This is a genomic window from Methanoplanus endosymbiosus, assembly GCF_024662215.1.
Classification (GTDB): Archaea; Halobacteriota; Methanomicrobia; order Methanomicrobiales; family Methanomicrobiaceae; genus Methanoplanus; species Methanoplanus endosymbiosus.
On record NZ_CP096115.1, the window covers coordinates 284,611 to 307,494 of the forward strand.

Genomic DNA, 22,884 nt, shown 5'->3' on the forward strand with positions numbered 1-22,884 from the left:
AATATCCTGCCGGTAATGGTAGATCACTATGTCTGATGTATTTTCATACTATTATTTCAGGCCACGCAGTGATACAAAACCTGAGGATGCGGCAGTAGCAATTGCTGAGGAAGAGACAACAGGTACGTGGACTGATCTTAAAACAAGGAAGGATTATGTAGGGGTTCTTGACGGAAGCGTTGAGGAACTCCGTAAAGAGGGAGACGGATATGTCACAAAAATCCGCTATCCTGTTGAAATTTTTGAACCGGGAAATATACCTCAGTATCTGAGCGTTGTTGCCGGAAATCTCTTTGGTCTTGGAAGACTTGATTCTGTGCGCCTCCTGGATATTGATATTCCCGATAAGCTTGCCTGTTTTGACGGCCCTCTGTTCGGCATGAAGGGAGTCAGAAGGCTTATTGGTACAGATAAGTCAGGAAGGCCGCATGTCGGTACAATTATCAAGCCAAAGGTCGGCCTTACTCCGGAGGACACAGCAGAAGTTGCATATAATGCGGCAGTCGGCGGTGTTGATTTCATCAAGGATGATGAGACACTGACAGATCAGGCGTTCTGCCCTATGGATGAGAGGATTGAAGCTGTAATGGCAAAGATTGACCAGGCACAGAGTGAGACAGGCAGGAAGATTCTTTATGCCGTCAATATCTCTGACCGTGCTGACAAAATTGTGGAGCGTGCTGAAAGGGCACTTGAACATGGTGCAAATACACTTATGGTTGATGTTATCACCTGCGGGTATTCGGCACTTCAGGCTCTTTCAGAAGAGCTTAAGATCAATGTGCCGCTTCATGTTCACCGGACAATGCATGGGGCAATGACAAGAATGCCTGAACATGGCATTGCAATGAGACCCCTTGCAAGGCTTGTCCGGCTTTCAGGCGGGGATCAGCTGCACACCGGAACTATCAGCGGAAAGATGGGCCATTCTCCCATAGAGCTTAAACGTGACAATGAAATTTTAAAAGAAGATTATTTCGGGTTAAAACCTGTCTTTCCGGTTGCAAGCGGAGGGCTGCATCCCGGAAAGGTTCATGCTGAGATTTCAGGACTTGGCCGGGACATTGTTCTGCAGGCAGGCGGGGGTATTCACGGCCACCCGGACGGGACTGAATCCGGTGCGCGTGCTATGAGGCAGGCGGTTGATGCATTCATGGAGGGCTTAACGGCTCAGGAATATGCGAAAGATCACATTGAACTCAGAAAAGCTCTGGAAAAATGGGGCGATAGTTAATTCAGAAACCAGTAATATGCAGGACTGACAGGTCCGGCATTAAAATACAATATTTTCTGACAGTTTCCCGGAAAAATAAATTGATTAATTACAGTGATAAATATATAAAAAAAGTACATACAGAGGTTTTTTAAATGGAGATATTCTTTACAAAACTACAGGGAAATGGCAATGACTTCATTTTAATTGATGAGATGGAAGAGAATATAATCCCGGATTCAATGAAAGGGCAGTTCTCCGGATTATACTGTGACAGAAGATATGGTATAGGTGCAGACGGAATTCTGTTCATATCTGCATCTGAAGATGCAGATGTCAGAATGAGACTCTTTCAGCCTGACGGGAGTGAAGCAGAGATGTGCGGCAACGGCATACGCTGCCTTGCAAAGTATGCTCTGGATATGAAATATGTCAAAGAAAACTGCACAATAGAGACAGAATCAGGAGTTCTCTCTGTTGATATGGAGTATGACGCTGAAGGGGAATTTTCTGCAACAATAGATATGGGCAAAATTATCTTTGAGAGGGAGGAGATTCCGGCAGCAGGAAAAGGAAAATACTGTGAGGAGATTGACGGCATGGCCGTATATGCAGTAAACACCGGAGTGCCCCACGCTGTGGTCTTTACTGAAGATCTTGAGAGCCTGCCTTTATGTGAGAGAGCACCACAGATCAGGCATCATGATTCATTTCCAAAAGGAGTAAATGTAAATTTTGTTGAGATTACAGGGGATGATGAGATTGTCATCCGGACATTTGAGAGAGGTGTTGAGGATGAGACATTCAGCTGCGGAACAGGATCAACTGCCTCTGCCGCAGTTGCAAATTATCTTGGAAAGACAGGCGATATTGTGAATGTCACAACAAAAGGCGGCCCGCTGACGATATATATAACAGAGGGCAGAGCAACGATGAAAGGCCCGGCCGTAACGGTTTTTAAGGGTTCGATATCCTTTTAATCCCTTTTTCTGTGATCTCAAACCGGAAATATTCCCCCTCCGGTTTTGACCGGTGCTTCTCTAAAACTGCCCTTCTGAAATTTTTATCTCTCTCTATTCTGATGATTACCTTTGAGATATGCCTGAGTGATGTCCCTCCAAGACCTGACAGCCTGTCTGTGTCAATATCGGTATATACCTGATTTGTGACAATTACCGGAATGTCATACTTTCTGGAATATGCGAGAAGTTTGATCAGCTGCTGTGAAAGCTGCCTCTGTACATCTCCGGATGACGCGGCATTCACCCTGTACAGTGCTGTAATAGAATCAAGAACAATAAGACCTGTATTTTTTCTCTCCAGAATTTCTCTGCACTGGTCGATCATTATGCTCTGCTCCCTGAAGTCGCAGGGTTCAAACAAAATGAGATTTGAGGCAAGTTCTTTGGCATTATCACCGGCAATCTGCTTGAACCTCTCAGCAGAAAAACCCTCAGAGTCAATGTATATGACTGACTTTCCTGACCTCAGGACACTTACAGCACTCATCAGGCAGAAGGTGCTCTTCCCTCCCGCAGGTTCGCCATAATACTGTGTAATTACTCTGTTCTCCAACCCTCCGCCTATCAGTTCGTCAAGTTCATCTGCGCCCGTATGTATCTTTGAAATGTTCATCTGTCCTTTCTCTGCAAAAAATATGGTATTATCTGTATTCATTTTTTTCTTTCAGTCAGATCTCCGGCGATAAACAACATCCTGTGCCGGAAACTTCTCTTCAGCCTGAAGATAATGATGTGCAGGTATATTCAGGGTTAAGGTTAGTTCAGCCCCGTGCTGCCAAATCTTAACTTCAATATCTGATGCCCCTTTTCTGTGGCAATTCTTCTGACTTCCTGCAGCGGAATGCCTGTATCTTCAGCAATGTTTCTGATATCCTCATACTCCGGCTTAAGTGAGATTATTCTGTTATCCTTTACTCCGGCTTTAATAGCTACGGTATAGCTCTTATCTCCGGCAGTCAGCTCAATTTTTTCAAATACTCTCGTTATAGCAGTTCTGTGCACTGATTTGAAATGCCGGATGCCCAGTGTGCCGAGTTCATCGCATAAAATTCCTACGAACATATCGGAATCTTTCGGGCTGCATATGACTTTTATCAGATGTCCGGGCCTGCCCTTCTTCATTATAGCCGGAATTGCAGATACATCCCTTGCACCGGAGTTCATTATTTTCTGCATGAGATACGCAATATTTTCTCCGGTTGTATCATCCACATTTGTCTCCAGGATGTCCACAATGTCTGCTTCACTCTCTTCTGATTCAACTGTATATACTCTGAGGACATTTGGTGTCTCTGTTGTATCAGCAGTGCCCGCACCATATCCTGTGGATTTGACTGTTCCCTCCGGGGGTGCATCAGATCCGGCATGTGAATAAAATTCGGATAATAATGCTGCTCCTGTTGGTGTCAGCAGTTCTGCTTTTTCATCGGAGTGTGAGAACCTGAGCTTACTTCTGCGCATTATCTCCATAGTTGCGGGCGCAGGAACCGGAATAAGTCCGTGTGCAGACTGTACAAATCCTGTTCCTGCCTTTACCGGCATTATAAAGACCTTATCGGGGTTAACTGAAAAGAATGCGGTGCATGCGCCAATAACATCTGCAATGGCATCATCCGCGCCTACTTCATGAAAATGAGGACAGTGACCGTGTATCGTCTCTTCAGCGTCTGCAATTCTTCCAAAAACGGACAATGCCATCTCTATCACATTTTTGGGCGCTGATGCGGTTTTAACGATCGAATAGACTTCTTCAGGCGTTCTGGAGATCTTCTCTGCATGGGTATTGATATATAAAGCTGATATTCCACACTTATTCACCCGTTTAAGAGACGGTTTCGCCACAACAGACTCCATTGCGGCCATAACATCCCTTTCATCTGCACCAAGATCAAGCAGAGAGGATATTATCATATCTCCTGCGGCACCATGGAATGGATCAAATACAATAGTGAGCATATATGAGAAGTACTTATATCCATTAGCATATATTTGTCTTAAGGTGTCATCATGATAAATCTCAGAACTGATAGTGCTTATCCTGAAGATCAGGGAAGCGGAAGGGCAAGACTTGATCCTGAAACGATGCTTCAGCTTCGTATCTCCCCCGGAGATCTTGTCTTTCTTGAAGGAAAAAGAAAGACTGTTGCAAAAGTCTGGAGGATGATGGTCAATGACTGGAATCAGGAAAAAATTAAGATCGATAATTTTACCAGGATGAACGCCGGAATCAGCATTGGTGACCGGGTTTCAGTAACGCCTATAAAAGAAGTTATACCTGCTAAAAGAGTTGTTCTGGCCCCGCCTGAGGATCTCCCCCGGCAGCTGCCGATAAATTACAACAGTGCAATGTCAAGGCTCATTGATTATCCGGTACTGCTCGATGACAGTGTACCGGTTCTCGCCGGGATGCCGTTTGTTCAGCCTCAGCCAGTAGCATTCAAGGTTATTTATCTTGAGCCTGAAAATGCAGTGATTATTTCCAGAGATACAGAAATAGAATTTTCAGATAAGCCCGCAGCAGGTTTTGAAGGTCTGAAGCTGATCTCTTATGAGGATATCGGCGGGCTGAAAACTGAACTTCAGAATGTCAGGGAAACCATTGAACTTCCAATGCGGCATCCGGAATTATTCAGTAAACTTGGAATCGATCCCCCAAAGGGTGTTTTACTGTACGGCCCGCCGGGAACAGGAAAGACCCTGATTGCTAAAGCAGTGGCAAATGAGAGCGGCGCACATTTTATCTCAATAGCAGGGCCTGAAATAATCTCAAAATACTACGGTGAGAGCGAGCAGAGGTTAAGGGAAATCTTTGACGAGGCTGAAGAGAATGCTCCTTCGATCATATTTATAGATGAACTGGACTCCATCGCGCCCAAAAGGGAGGATGTAACCGGTGAAGTTGAGAGAAGGGTTGTTGCTCAGCTTCTGACTATGATGGACGGTCTTGACGAAAGAGGGCAGGTCGTTGTAATTGGTGCTACAAACCGGCTTGATGCCATTGATCAGGCACTCAGAAGGCCGGGCCGCTTTGACCGTGAGATTGAGATTGGAGTGCCGGGAGAAGAGGATCGTATGGAGATCCTACGCATCCATACCCGTGGTATGCCAATTGAAGGGGAAAACAGAATTATAGCCAAGAAAAAAGAGTTAAAGGCCACAGAATCCAGTGACAGAGGAGAACTTGAAGAAGAACTCCGGATGATAAAGGATGAAATAGGCAGAACAAGGGAGATGCTCTTAAAAGAGCTTGCAGGTAAGACAACCGGTTTTGTCGGTGCTGATCTTGCATCACTTGGCCGAGAGGCAGCAATGAGAGCACTCAGAAGATATCTCCCGCATATTGATCTGGAGTCTGATGAGATATCTCCGGAAATTCTTGAATCCATTGAGATATTAATAAAGGACTTCAGGCTGGCTTTAAGGGAGATCAGTCCCAGTGCAATGCGTGAAGTATTCCTTGAAGTTTCCCATATCAACTGGCGGGATGTCGGCGGCCTTGATTCTGAGAAAGAAGAGGTTCGCGAGACTGTTGAATATCCACTCACCAAAAGGGACAGTTTTGAAGAACTCGGTATTGAACCACCAAAAGGTGTTCTGCTCTATGGCCCTCCGGGAACAGGAAAAACCCTGATTGCAAAGGCAGTGGCAAATGAGAGCGGGGCAAATTTCATTCCTGTCAGAGGGCCGCAGCTGCTTTCCAAATGGGTTGGTGAGAGTGAAAAGGCTGTCAGGGAAGTATTCAGAAAAGCACGTCAGGTAGCACCGGCAATAATATTTTTTGATGAGCTTGATGCCCTTGCACCTGCAAGGGGGCGTGGATCGGAGTCCCACGTCATTGAAAGCGTGTTAAATCAGATTCTGACTGAATTTGACGGTCTTGAAGACCTTACCGGTGTTTCAGTGCTTGCCGCAACCAACAGGCCCGACATCATTGACCAGGCGCTCCTGCGTGCCGGAAGGTTTGATCGGCTGGTCTATATCGGAGAGCCGGATGAGAAGTCACGTGAAAAGATACTGCATATTCATTCCAGATTTTTGCCGATAGAGAATTCTGTCATAGAGAATATTCTTGAGATTACCAAAGATTTTGATGAAGTAATGTTTGAGGAGATCTTTGTTGATATCCGTAAGAAGCGTGATATAATGCCCAACAGGATTATCACTGTGGATGAAATGAAAAAGGCGTGTGAGTCATGCAGTAAAAAGGCTGAAAAGAGACTTCCCTCAGGCAAAAGAAGAAAGATTATAATTGAACTTCTGAGCAAGAATGCACTCAGGCTTGATGATCCGGCGAGGGATGCTCTGATTGTTAAGATAGCAGGGAAAACAGAAGGCTATGTCGGTTCAGATCTTGAACTGCTCTGCCGGGAATCTGCAATGTTTGCTATGAGAGACGGAAGAAATATTGTTGGTGAGAGTGATTTTAAAAAGGCGCTTGCCAAAGTGCATCCTATGATGAATGAAAATCTAAGGGAGCAGTACAAAAATATGAAGAGCCATTTTAAAGGCGGGCGGCCTAAAGACATTCAGCCTGTAGAATATCAGTGATTATCAAAATATATCCGTTTGCTGCCTAATATAGGTAGATTCCGGATAAAAAAGCCTGATTTTCATCTCCTTTTTTTCTTCTTCCCAAGTTAATATTTAAACAGTCTTTTAAAAATCAGAGATGAATATATATGCAGAAGATAAACCGGAATTTACCGGAGGACTACAATTGCCAAACTGCACAACTTTTATTGACAATAATGCCAGGCTTACTGAAAAACAGGCGTTATATTTCCCTGCAAAGGATTACGGTTATACATACAGGGAACTTTTTGATAAGGTAAATACCTGGTCTGGTATTTTAACAGAACTGGGTGTCTCAAAAGGGGACAGAGTAGGTATATATCTCCCTTCAAATCCTGAATATGTAATATTATATTTTGCAGTATGGCGGATCGGTGCGGTTGCAGTGCCGATGAATATTGTCTTAAAGCCTGCTGAAATCAGATATCTTCTGGAAGATTCCGGTGCAAAACTCCTTGTAACCAATTCTTCAGGCGAGCAGAATGCAAAAAAAGGGGCAATGTCCTGCCCTGATATATTGCCTGTCAGTTACATCTCCATAGACAGTGAAGAATGGAAAATTTCTGAAGAAAAATCGGGGAAATTTTTCAGACCGGCTGACTGCCGCATGGATGATCTCTGCCAGCTCCAGTACACTTCCGGAACAACAGGGAGGCAGAAGGGTGCAATGCTCACACATGGCAACTGGATTGCTGCACTGGATACTGAAAGGGAGGTTTTGGGTCTTACAGGTGATGATGTATTTCTCGGCATATACCCTATGGCTCACGTAGGGGTTTCATGGGGTATATCGGCACTGAAGGCCGGCGCTACCTGGATAATAATTGAAAGGTTTGATCCTGATGAATACATTGGCCTTGCAGAGAGGTTCAGTGCAACTGTCATCGCCGGAATGCCACCCGTGATTCATTCACTTCTTAAGATGCCGGATGGTACTGAAAAGAAGTTATCATCTGCAAAGGAGATGATAAGCGGCGGAGGGCCGCTTCATCCGGGTGTGTGGAAAGAGTTTCATTCAAGATTTGGCATACCAATAGTCAATGCCTATGGCCTCTCAGAGACCATTGTGGTCGGTACAGGCACGGCAATAATTCCCGGAGACTATGAATCAGCAGACCGTTACAGAAGCGTTGGAAGACCTGTCGGATATTCGGAGGTAAAGATAGTATCTCCCAAAGATCCAACAGCTGAACTTCCGGCAGACGAGATCGGTGAAATTGCCCTCAGAGGCCCTGGTGTTGCAAAAGGCTACTGGAATATGGAAGAGGAGACAAAGGCTGTTTTTATCAGTGACGGGTGGTTTTTAACCGGAGATATGGGCTTTATTGATCCCGACGGCAGGGTTTCGATAACTGACAGGAAGAAGGATATGATTGTAATGTCAGGCTGGAAGATATATCCGACTGAGATCGAAAAAGCTATGATTGAACACCCCGATATTGATGATATCGCATTATTTGGCTGTCCTGATGTTCATCGAGGTGAAATTCCTGTTGCTGCAATTGTTCCGGCAAAGGGCATAGTTCCGGATGTAAAAGCACTTGAGGATTTTGCAAAGTCAAGGCTTGCGGGCTACAAAGTGCCGAGGCGCTATATAATTATGAAAGAACTTCCAAGAGTGAATGGGTGGAAACTCTTAAGAAAAGAACTTAGGGTGCAGTACTGCAATGACTGTGACAAAAAAGAGAGGAATGAATAATGCCTGATAAAGGAAGTATGGTTAATATCGGTGTGGGCAAGAGGTCCACCGGAATTTCCGGTCTTGACTTCCAGCTTGGGGGCGGAATTATGAAGGGCAAATCAATTCTTCTCTGTGCAGGCCCTCTCTCAGGTGCTGAATTGATTGCAGAGCAGTTTTTCCGCTCTTCTGAGGATGTTGAAAGTTCTTATATTATGATTGACGGCCCAGTCTCTGAAGGTATGACTGATGCGTCTGAGATGTCATCTGAAGAGATTTCAGAAGCTATGACCGGTGAGAGAATAGTTATTGATTCCATCTCATCTGTGATTGTTAAATCCGGAATTGACAGTGCACTTTCCATCATGAAAAGAGCGTCTGTTGTGAATGAGACTAACGATGTGAATACGCTTTATATTATGTACAATGATCTTCACAGCGCCTATGATGAGATGAGGCTGATAAGAAATTCCGATATTATCATCTCACTCAACGAATTTATGCACGGAAATGAAATTGAGAGAAATCTGACCATAAATAAAATTCCGGGAGCAGATGTGCCGGGAAGGGTATTTCCTTATAATATAATGGAAAACGGAATCGAGCTTTCAACCACAGCGAGGGTTGTATAAACTAAATATAGCCGGATCCTGAAAATTCCGGTGCTAAACTATCATCCGGATTATCTTTTCAGATAATTTCTTCCGGAAAAATATTTTCTGCATGGCTATTTCATTGAAAGCGCTTTTTTCTCAATTAAATGCCATGAAGCGTATGCCATCGGGATTACAGCTGCAAATGTAAGACCTATCAGCTGGCCGACTGCTATCGCCGGAATAAAGTGCAGTATTGTCTGCTGAATTGGATAAGAGTAGATGTACATTCCATATGACGGGTCGCCTTTTACCCCGAATTTATGCAGAATTCCTATCGGAAGGTATGCAATACAGAGAACAAAATATGGTATTGCAATAAGTGCAAATACAAACATAAACGGCGTTTTGAAAAAAACAATCACTGGAATAAAGAGAAGTGCTGAAAGCCACAGTTTATACTCTATCTTCTCCCGGTTGACATACAGATACGAACCAATCAGGAAATAAGCTGCAAATCTGATCTTATTGAGTGCGGGATTGTCATACCATACAGCCCAGAGAAGAACAGTTGAGAATATTATCGGAAGAAGTGTTCTTTTCCGCCATAATATGCCCATAATCCCAAAAGCTGCCACAAAAACATATAGCATAAATTCAAATGGTATTGTCCATAATGGAGCATTCACATATGTCACAGGATTCTCAGTGAATATTCCGATTGCCCACCCATTGATATAAAACGGCATAGCCATCCATGTCTGCGGGTCTGCAAGTCTGAGAAAATATTCCCTTAATGTATATGATGTGTTAACCGGACCGATGACAAACATTATGAAAAGGATGGATGTTAACATTCCGGGGAAGAGTCTGAGTGCCCTTTTTTTAAAGTAAGTCCGTGGTTCAGGCTTCTTCTCCCAGCTTTTTGTGATGAGATAACCACTTATTACAAGGAGTGTCGCAAGTCCGAACTGCCCGACAAGAAGATGCCAGTCAAAGAGATGAACATTGGCATAGCCAAGCGAGAGGGCAAAGCAGTGTGAAAAAATAATTGAACCCGCGGCTAAAAACCTCAGCAGGTCAAAATTATTGCTGAATTTTTCATTCATATTTTAAAAAAATTATAATTCTTTCCTGGCCATGTCAGCGGCAGAGACCATATTATTAAGTTTTGCAAATGCAGTCTCTCTTGTATGCATCCTGAGGCCACAGTCCGGATCAATCAATATTTTTGCAGGGTCAAAGAGATCAGTTGCCTTTAAGATTCTCGAATAGATCTCTTCAACAGTATCAATTTTATCTGATGATGAATCAACAACCCCAAAACCGATCATTTTATTTTTAAGATCCTTTCCGGAGATATACTCAAGATTTTCCGGATTGCATGCAAATTCAAAATCGAGGATGTCAACCGGCATTTTGATTATATCATCAAATACATTTCCTATATTTCCACAGATGTGCAGGCATGTCGGCACCCGTACAATACCTGTAATCGCACTTATTGCCTCATGTGCGGCTGCCATATCAGCAGCACCCGTTGAAAGTATCGGTTCATCGATCTGAAGAATTTTAATACCGATATCTTCAAGGTTTTTTGCCTCATGACCAAGTGCCTGCGCAAGGTCAAGAACAAGTTCATTCCTGTTCCGGTACACAGGCGTATCAATCTTTAGTGCATGTGCAATCGTTGAAGGGCCTGCAAACATCGCCTTGACCCTCTCATGCTTTGATACTGCATATTTTGTATCGTGAACCGTTATCGGTTTTGCCGGAGCCCTGACATTGCCGGTGACATTATTTCCCTTAATTCCGGGAAGGAGCGAGATGATCTGAGAGATCATATCACCCCTCACCTGTCCGGATGAGATGATATCAATGCCGGCTTTTATCTGGTCATGTACAGCAGTCTCAAGCGCAGGCTGAAAGGGGTCAAAGATTGATTTCAGTCCTTTTCCCTGTACAGCCGGATAGCTGCCGACTACAGTTGTCGGCAGAAGCTTCTGCATTAGTGTCATGGAGTAAGCCTATGTCTGTCCCTTGGGAATAAAACTGCTTCTCTGATATTTGGCAGGTCAAGCATTGTCATAATGAGGCGCTCCATTCCAAGCCCCCATCCTGAGTGCGGCGGCATACCGTATTTAAATGGTTTTAAGTAGAATTCAAAGCTCTCAGGAGAGAGTCCCTTGTTTATAATCTGTTCTACGAGCAGGTCGTGCTGGTGGATACGCTGTGCGCCGCTTGAAAGCTCCATTCTGGGGTGCATCATATCAAATGCCTTGCAGATTTCCGGATTGTCTTCATAAGGCATTGCATAGTATGGCTTAATCTCTGTCGGCCAGTCTGTGATAAAGTAGTGCTGGCCCATCTCCTCACCAATTGCACGCTCAGCAGCTGTTGAGAGGTCATCGCCATATCCTATGTCCTCATCAATGGATACAGCGGCAATATCAATTGCCTGTGCATATGTGATCTTTGGGAATGGCGACTTGGGAACGGTGAAGTCAACATCAAAGAGTTCAAGTTCATCACTGCATAATTTCTCAACATTTGTATATGCTGCAACAACTGCTCTTTCAAGGAGATCCATTACACCATTGTGATCTGTAAATGATACTTCCACATCAATTGATGTCGCTTCGTTGAGATGTCTTGTTGTGTTGTGCTCTTCTGCCCTGAATATCGGTCCGATCTCAAATACCTTCTCAAATCCGGCAGACATCATCATCTGTTTGTAAAGCTGCGGACTCTGGTTTAAGAATGCCTCCTTCTCAAAGTATGCAAGTGGGAACAGCTCAGTGCCGCCCTCGGTTGCTGCGGCAACAATCTTTGGTGAATGGATGTTTATAAATCCCTCACTGAAGAAGAGGTCATAGAGCGCGTGTGTCACAGCACTTCTAATCTTAAAGATCGCACCGACCTTTGGTCTTCTTGCATCAAGATAACGGTTGTCAATCCTGGTATCCACTTCTGCAAGAACCTTTTCTGAGACATCAAGCGGGAGTGGTGTCTCTGCCCGGCTGATCAGCTCCATCGTCTCCGGAATTATCTCTCTTCCGCCGGGCGCTTTCTCTGTTGCCTTGACAATTCCTGAAATTCTTACAACAGATTCTCTTGATATGTTTCTGGCGCACTCTGTTACTGCTTCAGGTGCTTTCTTTTTTACTACAGTTGCCTGTAAAAATCCTGTTCTGTCCCTTAGAATATAGAAGGAAAGTCCTCCGAGGTCTCGTACTTCATGAACCCATCCGATGACTTCTGCTCTTTCTGTATCCTTTGTAACGTCCTTTAACTGTGTTCGCATAAAATATCTGAATTATATTTGTTGCAGGTTTTATTTTGTTTTTCACTATCTGTCCGGAAAAAATGTCAGTATTTCCTCTCTTCTGAAATGAATTTCATAAAAAGCGCCCTCTGTGAATTATGGCATCCGAAGATCCACCTTAAAAAAGATAGATTTTATCATTTAAGAGAATTATACCTTCAGAATAACCAAAAATTCAGTATGAATGGTATATCAGTGCCATGATGAATTGGTTATATATATCCGGAATTAATACTTTGTGAGATTCCGCGCCGGAATTTACACAGGAGCTGAAAATATTTATGTTTAAAAAAATTATTGTCGCACTTGATGGTTCAGTGGATTCAAAAAGAGCACTGGCTGTAGCCATACAGGAAGTAAAACTCAGAAATGCAGAACTTCATCCGGTTTTTGTAATTCAGTATGTGATGGGTGGCGGTGTTCCTTTTGATCCTGTATCAGCACTGCCTGACGGAAGTTCTGAAATTATGAATGAGGTTATGGAAAATGAAGCTGAAAGAGTTCTGAGTGATGCCTCTGAAGACTGTGTGGATGCCGGAGTTAATGTCATTACCCATACACAGTTTGGTGATCCAAGGGATGCAATTTTAGATCTTGCAGATGAGATCTCAGCAGATATGATTATCCTTGGATCATCGGGCAAGACAGGACTTGAACGAATGATTATGGGCAGTGTCAGCTCTGCGGTCATTCAGCACAGCAAAATCACAACCATGATAGTAAAAGGCAAAAAAGAAGATATTTTATAGATGAATCAGATCATAAGATGTCTCCGGTTCATATCAACCATGAAATATAATATTCTTCCCGGAATTCTGATTATTTTAATCATCATTCCTGGTGTTATGGCAGATGACGGAATTGATGTATGGGGTTATACAGTTCCTGAACTCAGTGCAGGACCTGGAGATGAGGTGTATGCACACTATACAATTGAATATAATTTTGATTCCGATGCCGAATCAATTGAATTTTATACCGATCTTCTGGAACCAAAATGGAGATTTGCCATTGTAATTGACGGTGTAAGGCATGATCTACCTGTACGGCACAGTCGTTATGAGACTATAACCGGTTTTGAACTATACTACCCAAAGACCTACAATAATTATGTTGAAGCTGAATTAAACGGTACTGTGCCTGAGGTTTTAACTTCGGGAGAACATGATGTCATGACAGTCTCATATTATGATGGCGGCGGAAACCTTGATGATGAAGAGATCATCAGAATAAATTTTGTAAATCCTTCTGATGTGTCATCCGGAATTTCCGGTGCAGAATATGAACTTTCAGTGCTGAAGGCAGCTATTGACGCTGACAGAATTTCCGGAGTGAATACAACTCCTGCATATGAAAGATATATCAATGCTCTCTCTGCTGTTGAGGCTGCAAAGGTTTCTGATGCAGGCGTGGCATCTCAGCTGATTTCATCAGCCGAAGCAGATATTGCCGATGCTTATGCACTCCTTGAAAAGTACGGTGCGCTCTCGTGCATTTACAGAACTGAGGAGAAGACTGAGTCACTTGATGAAATAATTTCGTCATTGTCAGACGGTGGTTCTGAATCACAGGATAAGATCTGGATGGTCAGGTCATATAATGAGAATGCCAAAACCCTGATCATTCTTGCTCAGGACAAGTATAATTCCGGGCTGTACGGGGAGGCAGAAAATTATGCCCTTCAGGCTGAAGCAAAGGCAGATGAAGCATACAGTTATGCAGGATATTCATCTTCCGGAACAGATGATCCGGCACGGGCCGGGGAAACAGGCGAACCGACTCAGAAGGTTAGAGATTTCACACCCGGAATTTCAACCGGGATTGGCGGGATTTCCGGCAATCTCTCTGAATCAGAAGATATTGATGACCTTATTCATTCTGAGGTCAGTATTGAGAGTTTCCTTCAGATATCCGGAAAACTGTTTGATCTCTTAAAGGGTATGGGGGATTTCCTATCTCAGATTTCTTCCTATGCCTCTTCCAATTGACATTATATCCCAGGCAAGGGACTCATTTTTTCCTTTAGTGCCGGTATTGGCGTGAATTTTCATTGTGCCTGAAATTTCTGTCTCCTCTTTTATATCCTGAATAATTATATCGGAAAATCTCCGGCAGAGAGCCACTGTTCTGTCATACATGACCGCCTCTCTGCATTCCGGATATTTGTCAGGCATACGCGGCAGAAGAGAGATGACTTTTGCCGATTTAAGTGCAGTTACCATTCCCCTGCATGCCAGAACCGGAAGAACTGATGTGGCATAATCCCCCGGACCAATGATTACAAATTCTGAAGATATGATGGCATTTATGGCCTTTTGTGCTGCATATGGTATTCCGGCAGACAGGATCATAACTGATTCAGCAGAGAGTGGTTTTAATTCTCCGGTGTTTACCAAATCCCTGTATTCTGCCGGAGAATATGATACCTCTCCAACCTTTACTGCTGCTGATATTCTTCTCTCTGTTGCCGGAATTATTGTGGCCGTTATGCCTAAATCAGAGCAGAACTCTCTTGTGATCTCTGTTATCTTCAGCCCCGAACGTATCATCTCCGCCCTTGCAATCTGAAGTCCTCTCTCGCGATCACCTGTTTCATAATATTCCGGGTGGTTCATCCGTTCAAGAAATTTATCTGTAGAGTAGGTATCACCTGCAATTCCGGCCCACGTATTTGTGTTTAAAATTCCGGAGAAGAGGAAGAGGAGGTTATCAATATTATGGGATACAATTCCGCCACTCATCGTAAAGGAGTCAGATGTATCTGAGATTACTGTTATTTCATCGTCATTGAGAAAAGATCGCAGACCTGATATGAGTCTTAAGGAATATTTTCCACCGGAAATTATTGTTATCATCTGGGTGGAGATAGTTGTTCTGTAATTTTAAAAAAAGTATGCAGATTATTTCTCTTCCGGATAATCTGTAATGTCATTGTTTTCAGTTCAATTATCATCTAAATTATCTTCAGTAACAGATTCTGTTACTGCATCCGGTCTGTCCGGCCCCTCTTCGTCATAAACGTCTGTCATTGAGTATTCAGGTGCCATTGCGCCAAGAACATCCAGTGAGTACATCCTGATATATGTCACAAACGGGACACTGATAATCAGAATAACCGGAATGAGTATGATAACATAGGCAATCAGGAGGATTATTGAAACCGGAGAAAGTATTGTGCCTGCTGATAATCCGGCTGTGGCAATGAATGCCAGAAGGAATGGCACTCCTATGATGATTGCGGCAATCACTGCAATTATCACCATAATTATCACGATGACAATCGAGAGGATAAATTTCATGATTATGTAGATGATAATCTGAAGCCAGCCTCTGCCCATCACATTCCAGCATTTCTTCCATCCTTCAATTACTCCGCAGTCATCTGCTGTCATAATCGGGACCACAAAGTCAATGGTAAGCATGAAAAGGATAGCTATGGGTATTGCAATGATTATTACTGCAAGCATCATAGTGAAGAAGATCATGATATTCATTGCACCGCCGGCTGTTCCCATTACTCCGGCTATTAATGCTATCATTGCCACAGCAACCAACAGAATCAGAAGGAAACTTACCGCAAGTTCAAATCCAAATAGTCTTGCACCTTTTCCAACCCTTTCACTGAAATAATGCCTTATTCTGAATTCTTTTGTTCTTAAGCAGTCCACAAAGATGAACTGAAATACTGCCGAGAGATAGCCGAATATCAGGGCAAGGATGATGACTGCAAAGACTATCAGCAGTATCAGCGTCATGTCCGGAAATCCGTTCATGCCCGGCATTGCAGTATTCAGTCCGCCCATCTCTGAAGGGCCTCCTGTGAACTGGAAGGGGTTTATTGCCGTAATTCCGCCTGCGAACAGGGAGATTAATGCCAGTCTGAGCCATATGCCCAGGTTAAAAGGCCATAATATCGCCTTGGTCTTGTCAAGAGCGGAATCTATCTTTGAGAATGCGAAATATTCAGTCATAGATGGTAAAAAATGGATCAGCCTTCATATAAATTGATGGGTCACTTTCTTTCCCTGATGATTTCAATAAGTGAACCGGCAAGTTCTCTGCTGATCTCTTTATTTAACATAAGTGTGTCAAACCTGACTGATCTCTCAACCGGAATTTCATCCCTGATGTCCTGAACAAATATATCTGTAAATTCACTGTACAGGCTGAATGTGGCAGCTGAATCCGGAGCCATACCCCATGCCTCCATCAGTTCCTTTGCAGGGCCGCTTATCGGAGTGTCACCTATGAACGGGCTGACTGCGATTACAAATTTATCCTGCAGGGCCTCTTTTATTCCGGCACATTCAAGTATTGGTGATATGCTTGTTACAGGATTTGAAGGGCCGAGGATGACTGCGTCTGCATTTCTGATAGCGTCCAGTGCTTCTGTGGTTGCTTTAGCCTTTGAGTAATCTCTCACAACCTCATCAATTTTAACCCTCCCCTTATGCCTCACCCAGAACTCCTGAAAATGGATCAGTCCTTCTTCAGTTCGTATATAGGTGGTGACCTCTGAATCTGTCATAGGGAGAACTTCCGCTTTAACACCAAGCTTTTCACACAAAAGTTCTGTGGACTGTGTAAGAGATTCTCCTTCTCTGAGCATCCTGCCCCTTGCAATATTTACCGCACGATCGCGATCCCCAAGTGTCAGGTAGATGTTCTCACCAAGATCCCTCAGATAATCATTGGTAATTGTTGTATCACCCCTAATACCCCACCATAAGTCAGTGTTTAAAATTCCGGCAAAGAGGTACATGACTGTGTCAATATCCGGTGACAGGTGGCTTCCGTAGATCCACATATCCTCAGCTGTGTTTACAATAACTGAGATATTTTCATCATCAAGATGACTTCTAAAACCCCTGATAAGCTTTGGAGTGCCTGTGCCTCCGGATAAGAAACAGATCTTCATCGGATTATGACTGTCATCATTGCTTTTATTCATTAAAATGATTGTTTGTAGTCTGTACTATCTTTAAATTGTTATATGATGCCTGAAGGTATGCTGACATCCGGAGAAATTACTGTCGGCCCTGAATATTATAAACCGTATGAGTGAAGAATCCAGAATAAGATTTTCAGACATATAAATTGTTAAATTAAAATGAGGTATGGAATTAATATGCTGCTGAATCAGGAAATATTCTGTAAATTTTTAAAGAAATATTTTTTTGCTGTTACCTCATGCTTTATAAACCTCGATAATTTATATTTAAACTGAATCTGAAATATGAAATTTATAAAAGATCCTGTTCATGGCTATGTTGAAGTTCCTGACGAAATTCTCCCTTTTCTGGATTCATCCGCCGTTCAGAGACTGAGATCTGTAAAGCAGCTTGGTTTTTCACACCTTGTTTATCCGGGTGCAAACCACACCCGTTTTGAACATTCACTCGGCACTATGCACCTTGCCGGTGTTATGGCAAAGAACCTCATGCTCTCTGCACATGACATAACTATTGTCTCTCTTGCCGGACTTCTGCATGATATCGGCCACGGCCCCTTTTCCCATGTTACAGAATCACTTATGGAGAAGTACGTCGGAAGGCAGCACCATGAGATAGAATCATATCTGAAGAAGGGTGATCTTGCAGTCCTCTTTGAAAATTCAGGCATATCTCCGGATGAGTTATACTCAATAATCGGCGGGGATCATAATTACGCCGGAATTATCCATGGTGAACTTGATGTTGACCGGATGGACTACCTCTTAAGGGATGCGCATTATTCCGGAGTGCCGTACGGGACAGTTGATGCCCAGCGGCTGATTCACAGTACAATTCTCTCACCAAAAGGACTTGTTCTGAAGAAGAGCGGAATCAATGCCGCAGAGTCCCTTCTCATTGCAAGAACACTCATGAGACCGTCTGTATATTATCATCATGTAAGCAGGATTGCTGAAGCTATGGTAAAGGCAGCAGCAGAGGCTCACCTTCTGGATATTGGCACATCTGAGGCCGGGAGACTATTATCCTTAAACGATCCTGCATTTATGATGGAAGTCTCAACTTCAGAGTCAGACTTTGCAAGAGATCTTATGGAAAGACTCGCAGTCAGGCGACTGTATAAAAGATCAATCTATGCAGGAATGGATCAGGTGAGATATTCTTCAGTTAACAAAATGATAGATCTCGGTGATGAATCCGGTATAAAAAAAGCGATATGTGAAGCCTGCGGGCTTGATGAAGATAAGATACTGGTTGATATTCCGTCAAGGCCCTCATTTATGAATATTGATGTCAATGTAGGTGAAGGTGCGGCATTAACGTCACTTGAAGACTTATCCCCACTTGTAAATACTTTAAATGAGACCAGAAAAAGTCAGTGGAGAATAGGAATATACACCCCACAGGAATACAGGGAGACTGTTGAAGAGGCTGCTTATAATGTTCTTGATATCCGAAAACCCACCCGGCAGGACAAACTCAATATCTGACGAAAAATATCCCGGCGGTCCGGAGATAACATGAGTTCTGAATATGACAAATTATCAGTCAGGCATATCTCCGCACGCTAATAATATCTTTCATTAAATCCATACATTTTAATAATATTTTAGATCGATATAATAACCCATCCGGACTAAAAGGAGAAATTATGAAGAAATATGTTGTTGCTGTCACAGGTGCAAGCGGAATAACTTATGCAAGACGGCTTCTTGAGGTGCTCACACCTCTGGCAGAAGTGCATATTATTATCTCAGATATGGCAAAGAAGATCGCAGATTATGAGGAAGTTGATCTTTCTGGATTTGACGGCATATATGTTGCAGAAGAGGATATGTTTGCAGATATCGCAAGCGGTTCTTTCAGGTACGACGCAATGGTCGTCATACCATGCAGCATGAAGACACTTGCAGCAATCAATTCAGGTTTTAGTGACAATCTTATTACAAGGGCAGCAGATGTCTGCTTAAAGGAAGGCAGGAAGTGCATCCTTATGCCAAGGGAGATGCCCCTTTCCGGAATACATCTCAGAAATATGGCTGAACTTGACAGTGCAGGAGCAACAATAATGGTCATCAGTCCGGGTTTTTACCTTAAGCCAAAGACGATTGATGACCTTATTGACATGGTTGTTGCAAGAGTGCTGGATCACCTTGGTGTAAAACACAGTATTTCAGATAGATGGAGTGGTAACTAATGCGTAATTTCATAGAGAAGATGAGGGAAAACAACCTTGTTATGGATATTGAAGAGGATGTCTCCTCCGTGTATGAGGCTCCGAAGATTGCAGCCGGCACAGATAAACTTGTATTTTTCCACAAACTTGACGGCAGCCACAGAGGAGTAATGAATGTTACTGCATCACGGGAAGCAATAGCACTGGCACTTGATTATGATGAGGATGAACTTGTAAAAAATCTTTCAGGAGCAGAATATTCCGGAGATATTGATATAAAGGGAAAGCTCAGCATGCACCACCCGAATTTATTCTCGATTCCGGTAATGAAATATTTTCCTCTTGATGCAGGGCGTTATCTCACATCGGCAGTTGTATTTTCAGAATATGGCGGTGTCAGGAATGCATCCATTCACAGAATGCTTGTCCTTGATGAAAACCACCTTGCAGCAAGACTTGTTGAAGGCAGGCATACTCATACACTTCTTAAAAAGGCTCTTGAAAACGGCGAAAGACTGCCGGTTGCAATAACAATTGGTACACATCCGGCAGTCACATTTGCATCCTGCACCAGGGTTCCGGAGAATAAGGAACTTAATTTCGCAGCGGAACTGATGGGCGGCAGTCTTGATGTATATGAGTGCCCCAACGGAGTGTCTGTGCCTGATGCCGAGATTGTCCTTGAGGGATTTATCGGCGGAGATATGGCCGATGAAGGGCCGTTTGTTGACATTACAGGAACATATGACCCTGTAAGGTCTGCGCCTGTAATTGAGATCACAGGCATGCACGTTAAAAATGATCCCGTATATCATGGTATTCTTCCGGCAGGAAACGAGCATAAACTACTGATGGGAATGCCCTATGAACCTAAAATCTACAGGATGGTTGCAGGAGTTACAACTGTCAGGGATGTGCTGCTCACAACCGGAGGATGCGGTTATCTGCATGGTATTGTGAAGATACGCAAGAATACTGAAGGTGACGGTAAAAATGCAGTTATGGCGGCATTTGCTGCACATACCTCCCTTAAGCATGTTGTAATCGTTGATGAGGATATTGACATCCGGAATATGGAGGATGTTGAATATGCAATTGCAACCCGCGTCAGGGGAGACCGTGATCTGATGGTAATCTCCGGGGTCAGAGGTTCTTCACTTGATCCGTCAAGGATTGGCGATGGTCTCAATGTAAAGATTGGAATAGATGCCACAATGGAGATGGGCAGGAAAAACGAATATATAAGGGCAGAGTGGGACTGAAAAAATGTATCTTGACAGTGAAGATGAGAAAGTTCTCGCCGGAGAGTATGGTGAGACAAGACAGAAGATGATGGAGATACTTGTGGCTTTGGGCAAGGTATTCAATGCAGACAATTTAATACCGATATCAAGTGCGCAGGTGGCTGGTGCATCATATAAGACGATAGGAAAATGGGGTCTTGAATGGCTCAGCCATCTTGATGCACGGGTGGTTGTTCCTTCTGTTTTAAACCCAATCGGCATGCCCAGGGAAGGCTGGCAGGATATTGATATACCACGTCAGTTTGCAGACAATCAGAATAAAGTTATCAATGCCTACAAGAGGCTTGGAATCAGGATGGAGTGTACATGCACACCATATTATCTGAATAATACAAATTACGGTGATCATCTGGCATGGTCCGAGTCATCTGCCGTATCCTATGCAAATTCCGTCATCGGTGCAAGGACAAACAGGGAAGGCGGCCCTTCCGCGCTTGCGGCGGCAATGGTTGGCAAAACTCCTAATTACGGCCTCCATATCTTTAAAAACAGGATGCCTGAGATTTCAGTTGAGATTGAAGGCGGGGACAATATCCATGCACAACACTATGGGGCTATCGGCTATCTGGCCGGCAATAAAGTCGGCAAAAAAATTCCCCTCTTTACAAATATCCGTCCATTGAGGGATCAGTTAAAGGCACTTGGTGCTGCAATGGCAGCAAGTGGTGCTGTTGCCCTGTACCATGTAAAGGGTATTACTCCTGAGACAAAACTGCCGACATTTGTGAAAGATCCATCTGAGAAAATTATCATTGAACAGAGTGAGATTGAGGCTCTGTTTAATGACGAAGAGGTTGATGCAGTTGCCGTCGGCTGCCCGCACTGTTCACCCGGTGAACTGATGAATCTCTCTAAACTTCTGGATGGCAAGTCTGTTAAAAAGCCGTTTTATGTCTTTGTTGCAGAAGGTGTCATGAATTCAAACCGGAAATATGTCTCAAAGATTGAGAAGAGCGGTGCAAAGGTTATAAGGGACACCTGCATCGTTGTCTCTCCGGCTATGGATAAGTTTGAGAGAATAATGGTTGATTCCGGAAAGGCATTTGCATATGTTCCGAATATGTGCGGCGCGACTGCGAAAATAGGATCTGTTGAAGAGTGTGTTGCAGAGGCACTCCGGAAATAATTTTTATAAATCTATAACTTTTTTCAGACCGTCTGCTTTTACATAATATACCTCTGCAAAGCCGCATGGGTGATAACGCATCTTTGCATCCCTAAGTCCGGAGAGGCCGAGGTCAGATTCCCGGTTGATAAACTCATATCTCTCTGACAGCATTTTTGCAGTTTCGTTGTTGATGCCTTTGTAATTTCCCTGGCAGTCCGGCAGTCCTTTTTCAAAATGAACAATGGCTGTATCATGATTCAGTTCTTCAAATATGGATATGGCAGATATATTGTCATTAACTCTGATAATAAGGCCGGAAAGTCCGAGTTTTACAAAATTTTTCACCGAAGAAACGGCCGCTTCCATCTCGTAGCCAAAAACTTTTGTTTTGCTGCACTCCTTCCATTCGCACCATCTGACAAGGAAATCCTCTACTTCGTAGAGGTTCTCCTCTGTTATGCTCTCAATTGTGTATCTGCATTTATTTCTGAATTTATTGAGATGCTTTCTGATTGTAAGATATTTCTTTCCGGGAAGATCTTTTAGATCCGATGTCTTGTATATGTAGTCAAAAAAATCCCTGTCAGTGTTGATTGTTACATCCGGAAATATTCTTGAGAATTTTTCCTTTGTTTTAGTGTCAAAGATCTGGTACGCATATTCTCCGCCGATTTCAGCGGCCAGATTTACGGTTTTCAAAAACAGGTCAGTATCTTCGGGGCCGAATGGCCCGCGTACTGAGTGTTCACCTTCAATTGTGCTTGTGATGATTAACGAATCTTCTGTAATCAGATATCTGTAAGCAGCGTAATCATTCCAGCAGAACATATTTGTAAAGGAATTATCACTGTGAACAGGAGGGTAATTTTTCTGGTGTTTTTTAATTATTTCAATGTCATTTAGAGTTATAGGTTTAAAGTCTTCAAATTTCAGCATAAAAT

20 protein-coding genes are annotated in these 22,884 nt (G+C 43.3%); 11 read left to right on the forward strand and 9 right to left on the reverse strand.

All coding sequences use genetic code 11. The annotated features are described in order from the left end of the window. The first annotated feature begins 28 nt into the window (after positions 1 to 28). Entirely contained in the window at positions 29 to 1,234 is a 1,206-nt protein-coding gene (locus L6E24_RS00950) for a RuBisCO large subunit C-terminal-like domain-containing protein (protein ID WP_257742868.1), read from the forward strand. 134 nt (positions 1,235 to 1,368) lie between these two features. Continuing rightward, positions 1,369 to 2,193 carry a diaminopimelate epimerase gene (gene dapF, locus L6E24_RS00955; RefSeq protein WP_257742869.1) on the forward strand — a complete coding sequence of 275 codons (825 nt, stop codon included), beginning with the start codon at positions 1,369 to 1,371 and terminating at the stop codon, positions 2,191 to 2,193. Here the strand turns inward: dapF and radB are convergent. After that, positions 2,171 to 2,848, reverse strand: coding sequence for a DNA repair and recombination protein RadB (gene radB, locus L6E24_RS00960; protein WP_257744054.1), 678 nt, complete (start codon positions 2,846 to 2,848; stop codon positions 2,171 to 2,173). The two genes, dapF and radB, sit on opposite strands and share 23 nt — an antisense overlap. A gap of 143 nt (positions 2,849 to 2,991) precedes the next feature. Beyond that, the gene (gene larC, locus L6E24_RS00965) at positions 2,992 to 4,146 is read right to left on the reverse strand and encodes a nickel pincer cofactor biosynthesis protein LarC (RefSeq protein ID WP_257742870.1); all 1,155 of its coding nucleotides are present in this window, start codon (positions 4,144 to 4,146) and stop codon (positions 2,992 to 2,994) included. 96 nt (positions 4,147 to 4,242) lie between these two features. Between larC and L6E24_RS00970 the strand changes: the two genes are divergently transcribed. From L6E24_RS00970 to L6E24_RS00980, 3 genes are all read left to right on the forward strand, one after another. Continuing rightward, positions 4,243 to 6,783: a CDC48 family AAA ATPase gene (locus tag L6E24_RS00970; RefSeq protein ID WP_257742871.1), complete on the forward strand. Its 2,541-nt coding sequence runs from the start codon at positions 4,243 to 4,245 to the stop codon at positions 6,781 to 6,783. A 121-nt stretch (positions 6,784 to 6,904) separates the two neighbouring features. Further along, complete coding sequence (locus tag L6E24_RS00975; protein WP_257742872.1) at positions 6,905 to 8,506, forward strand: class I adenylate-forming enzyme family protein; 1,602 nt, start codon at positions 6,905 to 6,907, stop codon at positions 8,504 to 8,506. After that, positions 8,506 to 9,117 carry an RAD55 family ATPase gene (locus L6E24_RS00980; protein ID WP_257742873.1) on the forward strand — a complete coding sequence of 204 codons (612 nt, stop codon included), beginning with the start codon at positions 8,506 to 8,508 and terminating at the stop codon, positions 9,115 to 9,117. The genes L6E24_RS00975 and L6E24_RS00980 overlap by 1 nt, the downstream gene beginning before the upstream one ends. Before the next feature lie 95 nt (positions 9,118 to 9,212). On the opposite strand, the gene L6E24_RS00985 is transcribed toward L6E24_RS00980, so the two are convergent. Genes L6E24_RS00985 through aspS form a run of 3 tightly spaced genes read right to left on the reverse strand, consistent with a single transcriptional unit; the run spans position 9,213 to position 12,382 of the window. Continuing rightward, entirely contained in the window at positions 9,213 to 10,187 is a 975-nt protein-coding gene (locus L6E24_RS00985; RefSeq protein ID WP_257742874.1) for an acyltransferase family protein, read from the reverse strand. Positions 10,188 to 10,199: 12 nt separating this feature from the next. Then, on the reverse strand, positions 10,200 to 11,096 hold the full coding sequence (locus L6E24_RS00990) for a methionine synthase (protein WP_257742875.1): 897 nt from the start codon (positions 11,094 to 11,096) through the stop codon (positions 10,200 to 10,202). Continuing rightward, positions 11,093 to 12,382, reverse strand: coding sequence for an aspartate--tRNA(Asn) ligase (gene aspS, locus L6E24_RS00995; protein WP_257742876.1), 1,290 nt, complete (start codon positions 12,380 to 12,382; stop codon positions 11,093 to 11,095). The genes L6E24_RS00990 and aspS overlap by 4 nt, the downstream gene beginning before the upstream one ends. A 302-nt stretch (positions 12,383 to 12,684) precedes the next feature. On the opposite strand from aspS, the gene L6E24_RS01000 reads away from it, so the two are divergent. Together L6E24_RS01000 and L6E24_RS01005 are read left to right on the forward strand one after the other, a co-directional pair. Continuing rightward, entirely contained in the window at positions 12,685 to 13,152 is a 468-nt protein-coding gene (locus L6E24_RS01000) for a universal stress protein (RefSeq protein WP_257742877.1), read from the forward strand. A 39-nt stretch (positions 13,153 to 13,191) separates the two neighbouring features. After that, the gene (locus L6E24_RS01005) at positions 13,192 to 14,391 is read left to right on the forward strand and encodes a hypothetical protein (protein WP_257742878.1); all 1,200 of its coding nucleotides are present in this window, start codon (positions 13,192 to 13,194) and stop codon (positions 14,389 to 14,391) included. Here the strand turns inward: L6E24_RS01005 and L6E24_RS01010 are convergent. The 3 genes from L6E24_RS01010 to cofD all read right to left on the reverse strand — a co-directional run bounded on the left by L6E24_RS01010 (position 14,356) and on the right by cofD (position 17,354). Next, the gene (locus L6E24_RS01010; RefSeq protein ID WP_257742879.1) at positions 14,356 to 15,258 is read right to left on the reverse strand and encodes a 2-phospho-L-lactate transferase CofD family protein; all 903 of its coding nucleotides are present in this window, start codon (positions 15,256 to 15,258) and stop codon (positions 14,356 to 14,358) included. The genes L6E24_RS01005 and L6E24_RS01010 overlap by 36 nt on opposite strands. 87 nt (positions 15,259 to 15,345) lie before the next feature. Beyond that, on the reverse strand, positions 15,346 to 16,374 hold the full coding sequence (locus L6E24_RS01015) for a DUF7544 domain-containing protein (RefSeq protein WP_257742880.1): 1,029 nt from the start codon (positions 16,372 to 16,374) through the stop codon (positions 15,346 to 15,348). A gap of 41 nt (positions 16,375 to 16,415) precedes the next feature. Further along, the gene (cofD, locus tag L6E24_RS01020) at positions 16,416 to 17,354 is read right to left on the reverse strand and encodes a 2-phospho-L-lactate transferase (RefSeq protein WP_257742881.1); all 939 of its coding nucleotides are present in this window, start codon (positions 17,352 to 17,354) and stop codon (positions 16,416 to 16,418) included. 285 nt (positions 17,355 to 17,639) lie between these two features. On the opposite strand from cofD, the gene L6E24_RS01025 reads away from it, so the two are divergent. From L6E24_RS01025 to L6E24_RS01040, 4 genes are all read left to right on the forward strand, one after another. After that, entirely contained in the window at positions 17,640 to 18,845 is a 1,206-nt protein-coding gene (locus L6E24_RS01025) for an HD domain-containing protein (RefSeq protein WP_257742882.1), read from the forward strand. A 161-nt stretch (positions 18,846 to 19,006) separates the two neighbouring features. Beyond that, on the forward strand, positions 19,007 to 19,552 hold the full coding sequence (locus L6E24_RS01030) for a UbiX family flavin prenyltransferase (RefSeq protein ID WP_257742883.1): 546 nt from the start codon (positions 19,007 to 19,009) through the stop codon (positions 19,550 to 19,552). Continuing rightward, positions 19,552 to 20,793: a UbiD family decarboxylase gene (locus tag L6E24_RS01035; protein WP_257742884.1), complete on the forward strand. Its 1,242-nt coding sequence runs from the start codon at positions 19,552 to 19,554 to the stop codon at positions 20,791 to 20,793. Before L6E24_RS01030 ends, L6E24_RS01035 begins: the two co-directional genes overlap by 1 nt. A gap of 4 nt (positions 20,794 to 20,797) precedes the next feature. Beyond that, entirely contained in the window at positions 20,798 to 21,961 is a 1,164-nt protein-coding gene (locus L6E24_RS01040; protein ID WP_257742885.1) for an aconitase X, read from the forward strand. A 3-nt stretch (positions 21,962 to 21,964) separates the two neighbouring features. On the opposite strand, the gene L6E24_RS01045 is transcribed toward L6E24_RS01040, so the two are convergent. Continuing rightward, positions 21,965 to 22,879: a DUF2156 domain-containing protein gene (locus L6E24_RS01045; protein WP_257742886.1), complete on the reverse strand. Its 915-nt coding sequence runs from the start codon at positions 22,877 to 22,879 to the stop codon at positions 21,965 to 21,967. Between the last annotated feature and the right edge of the window lie 5 nt (positions 22,880 to 22,884).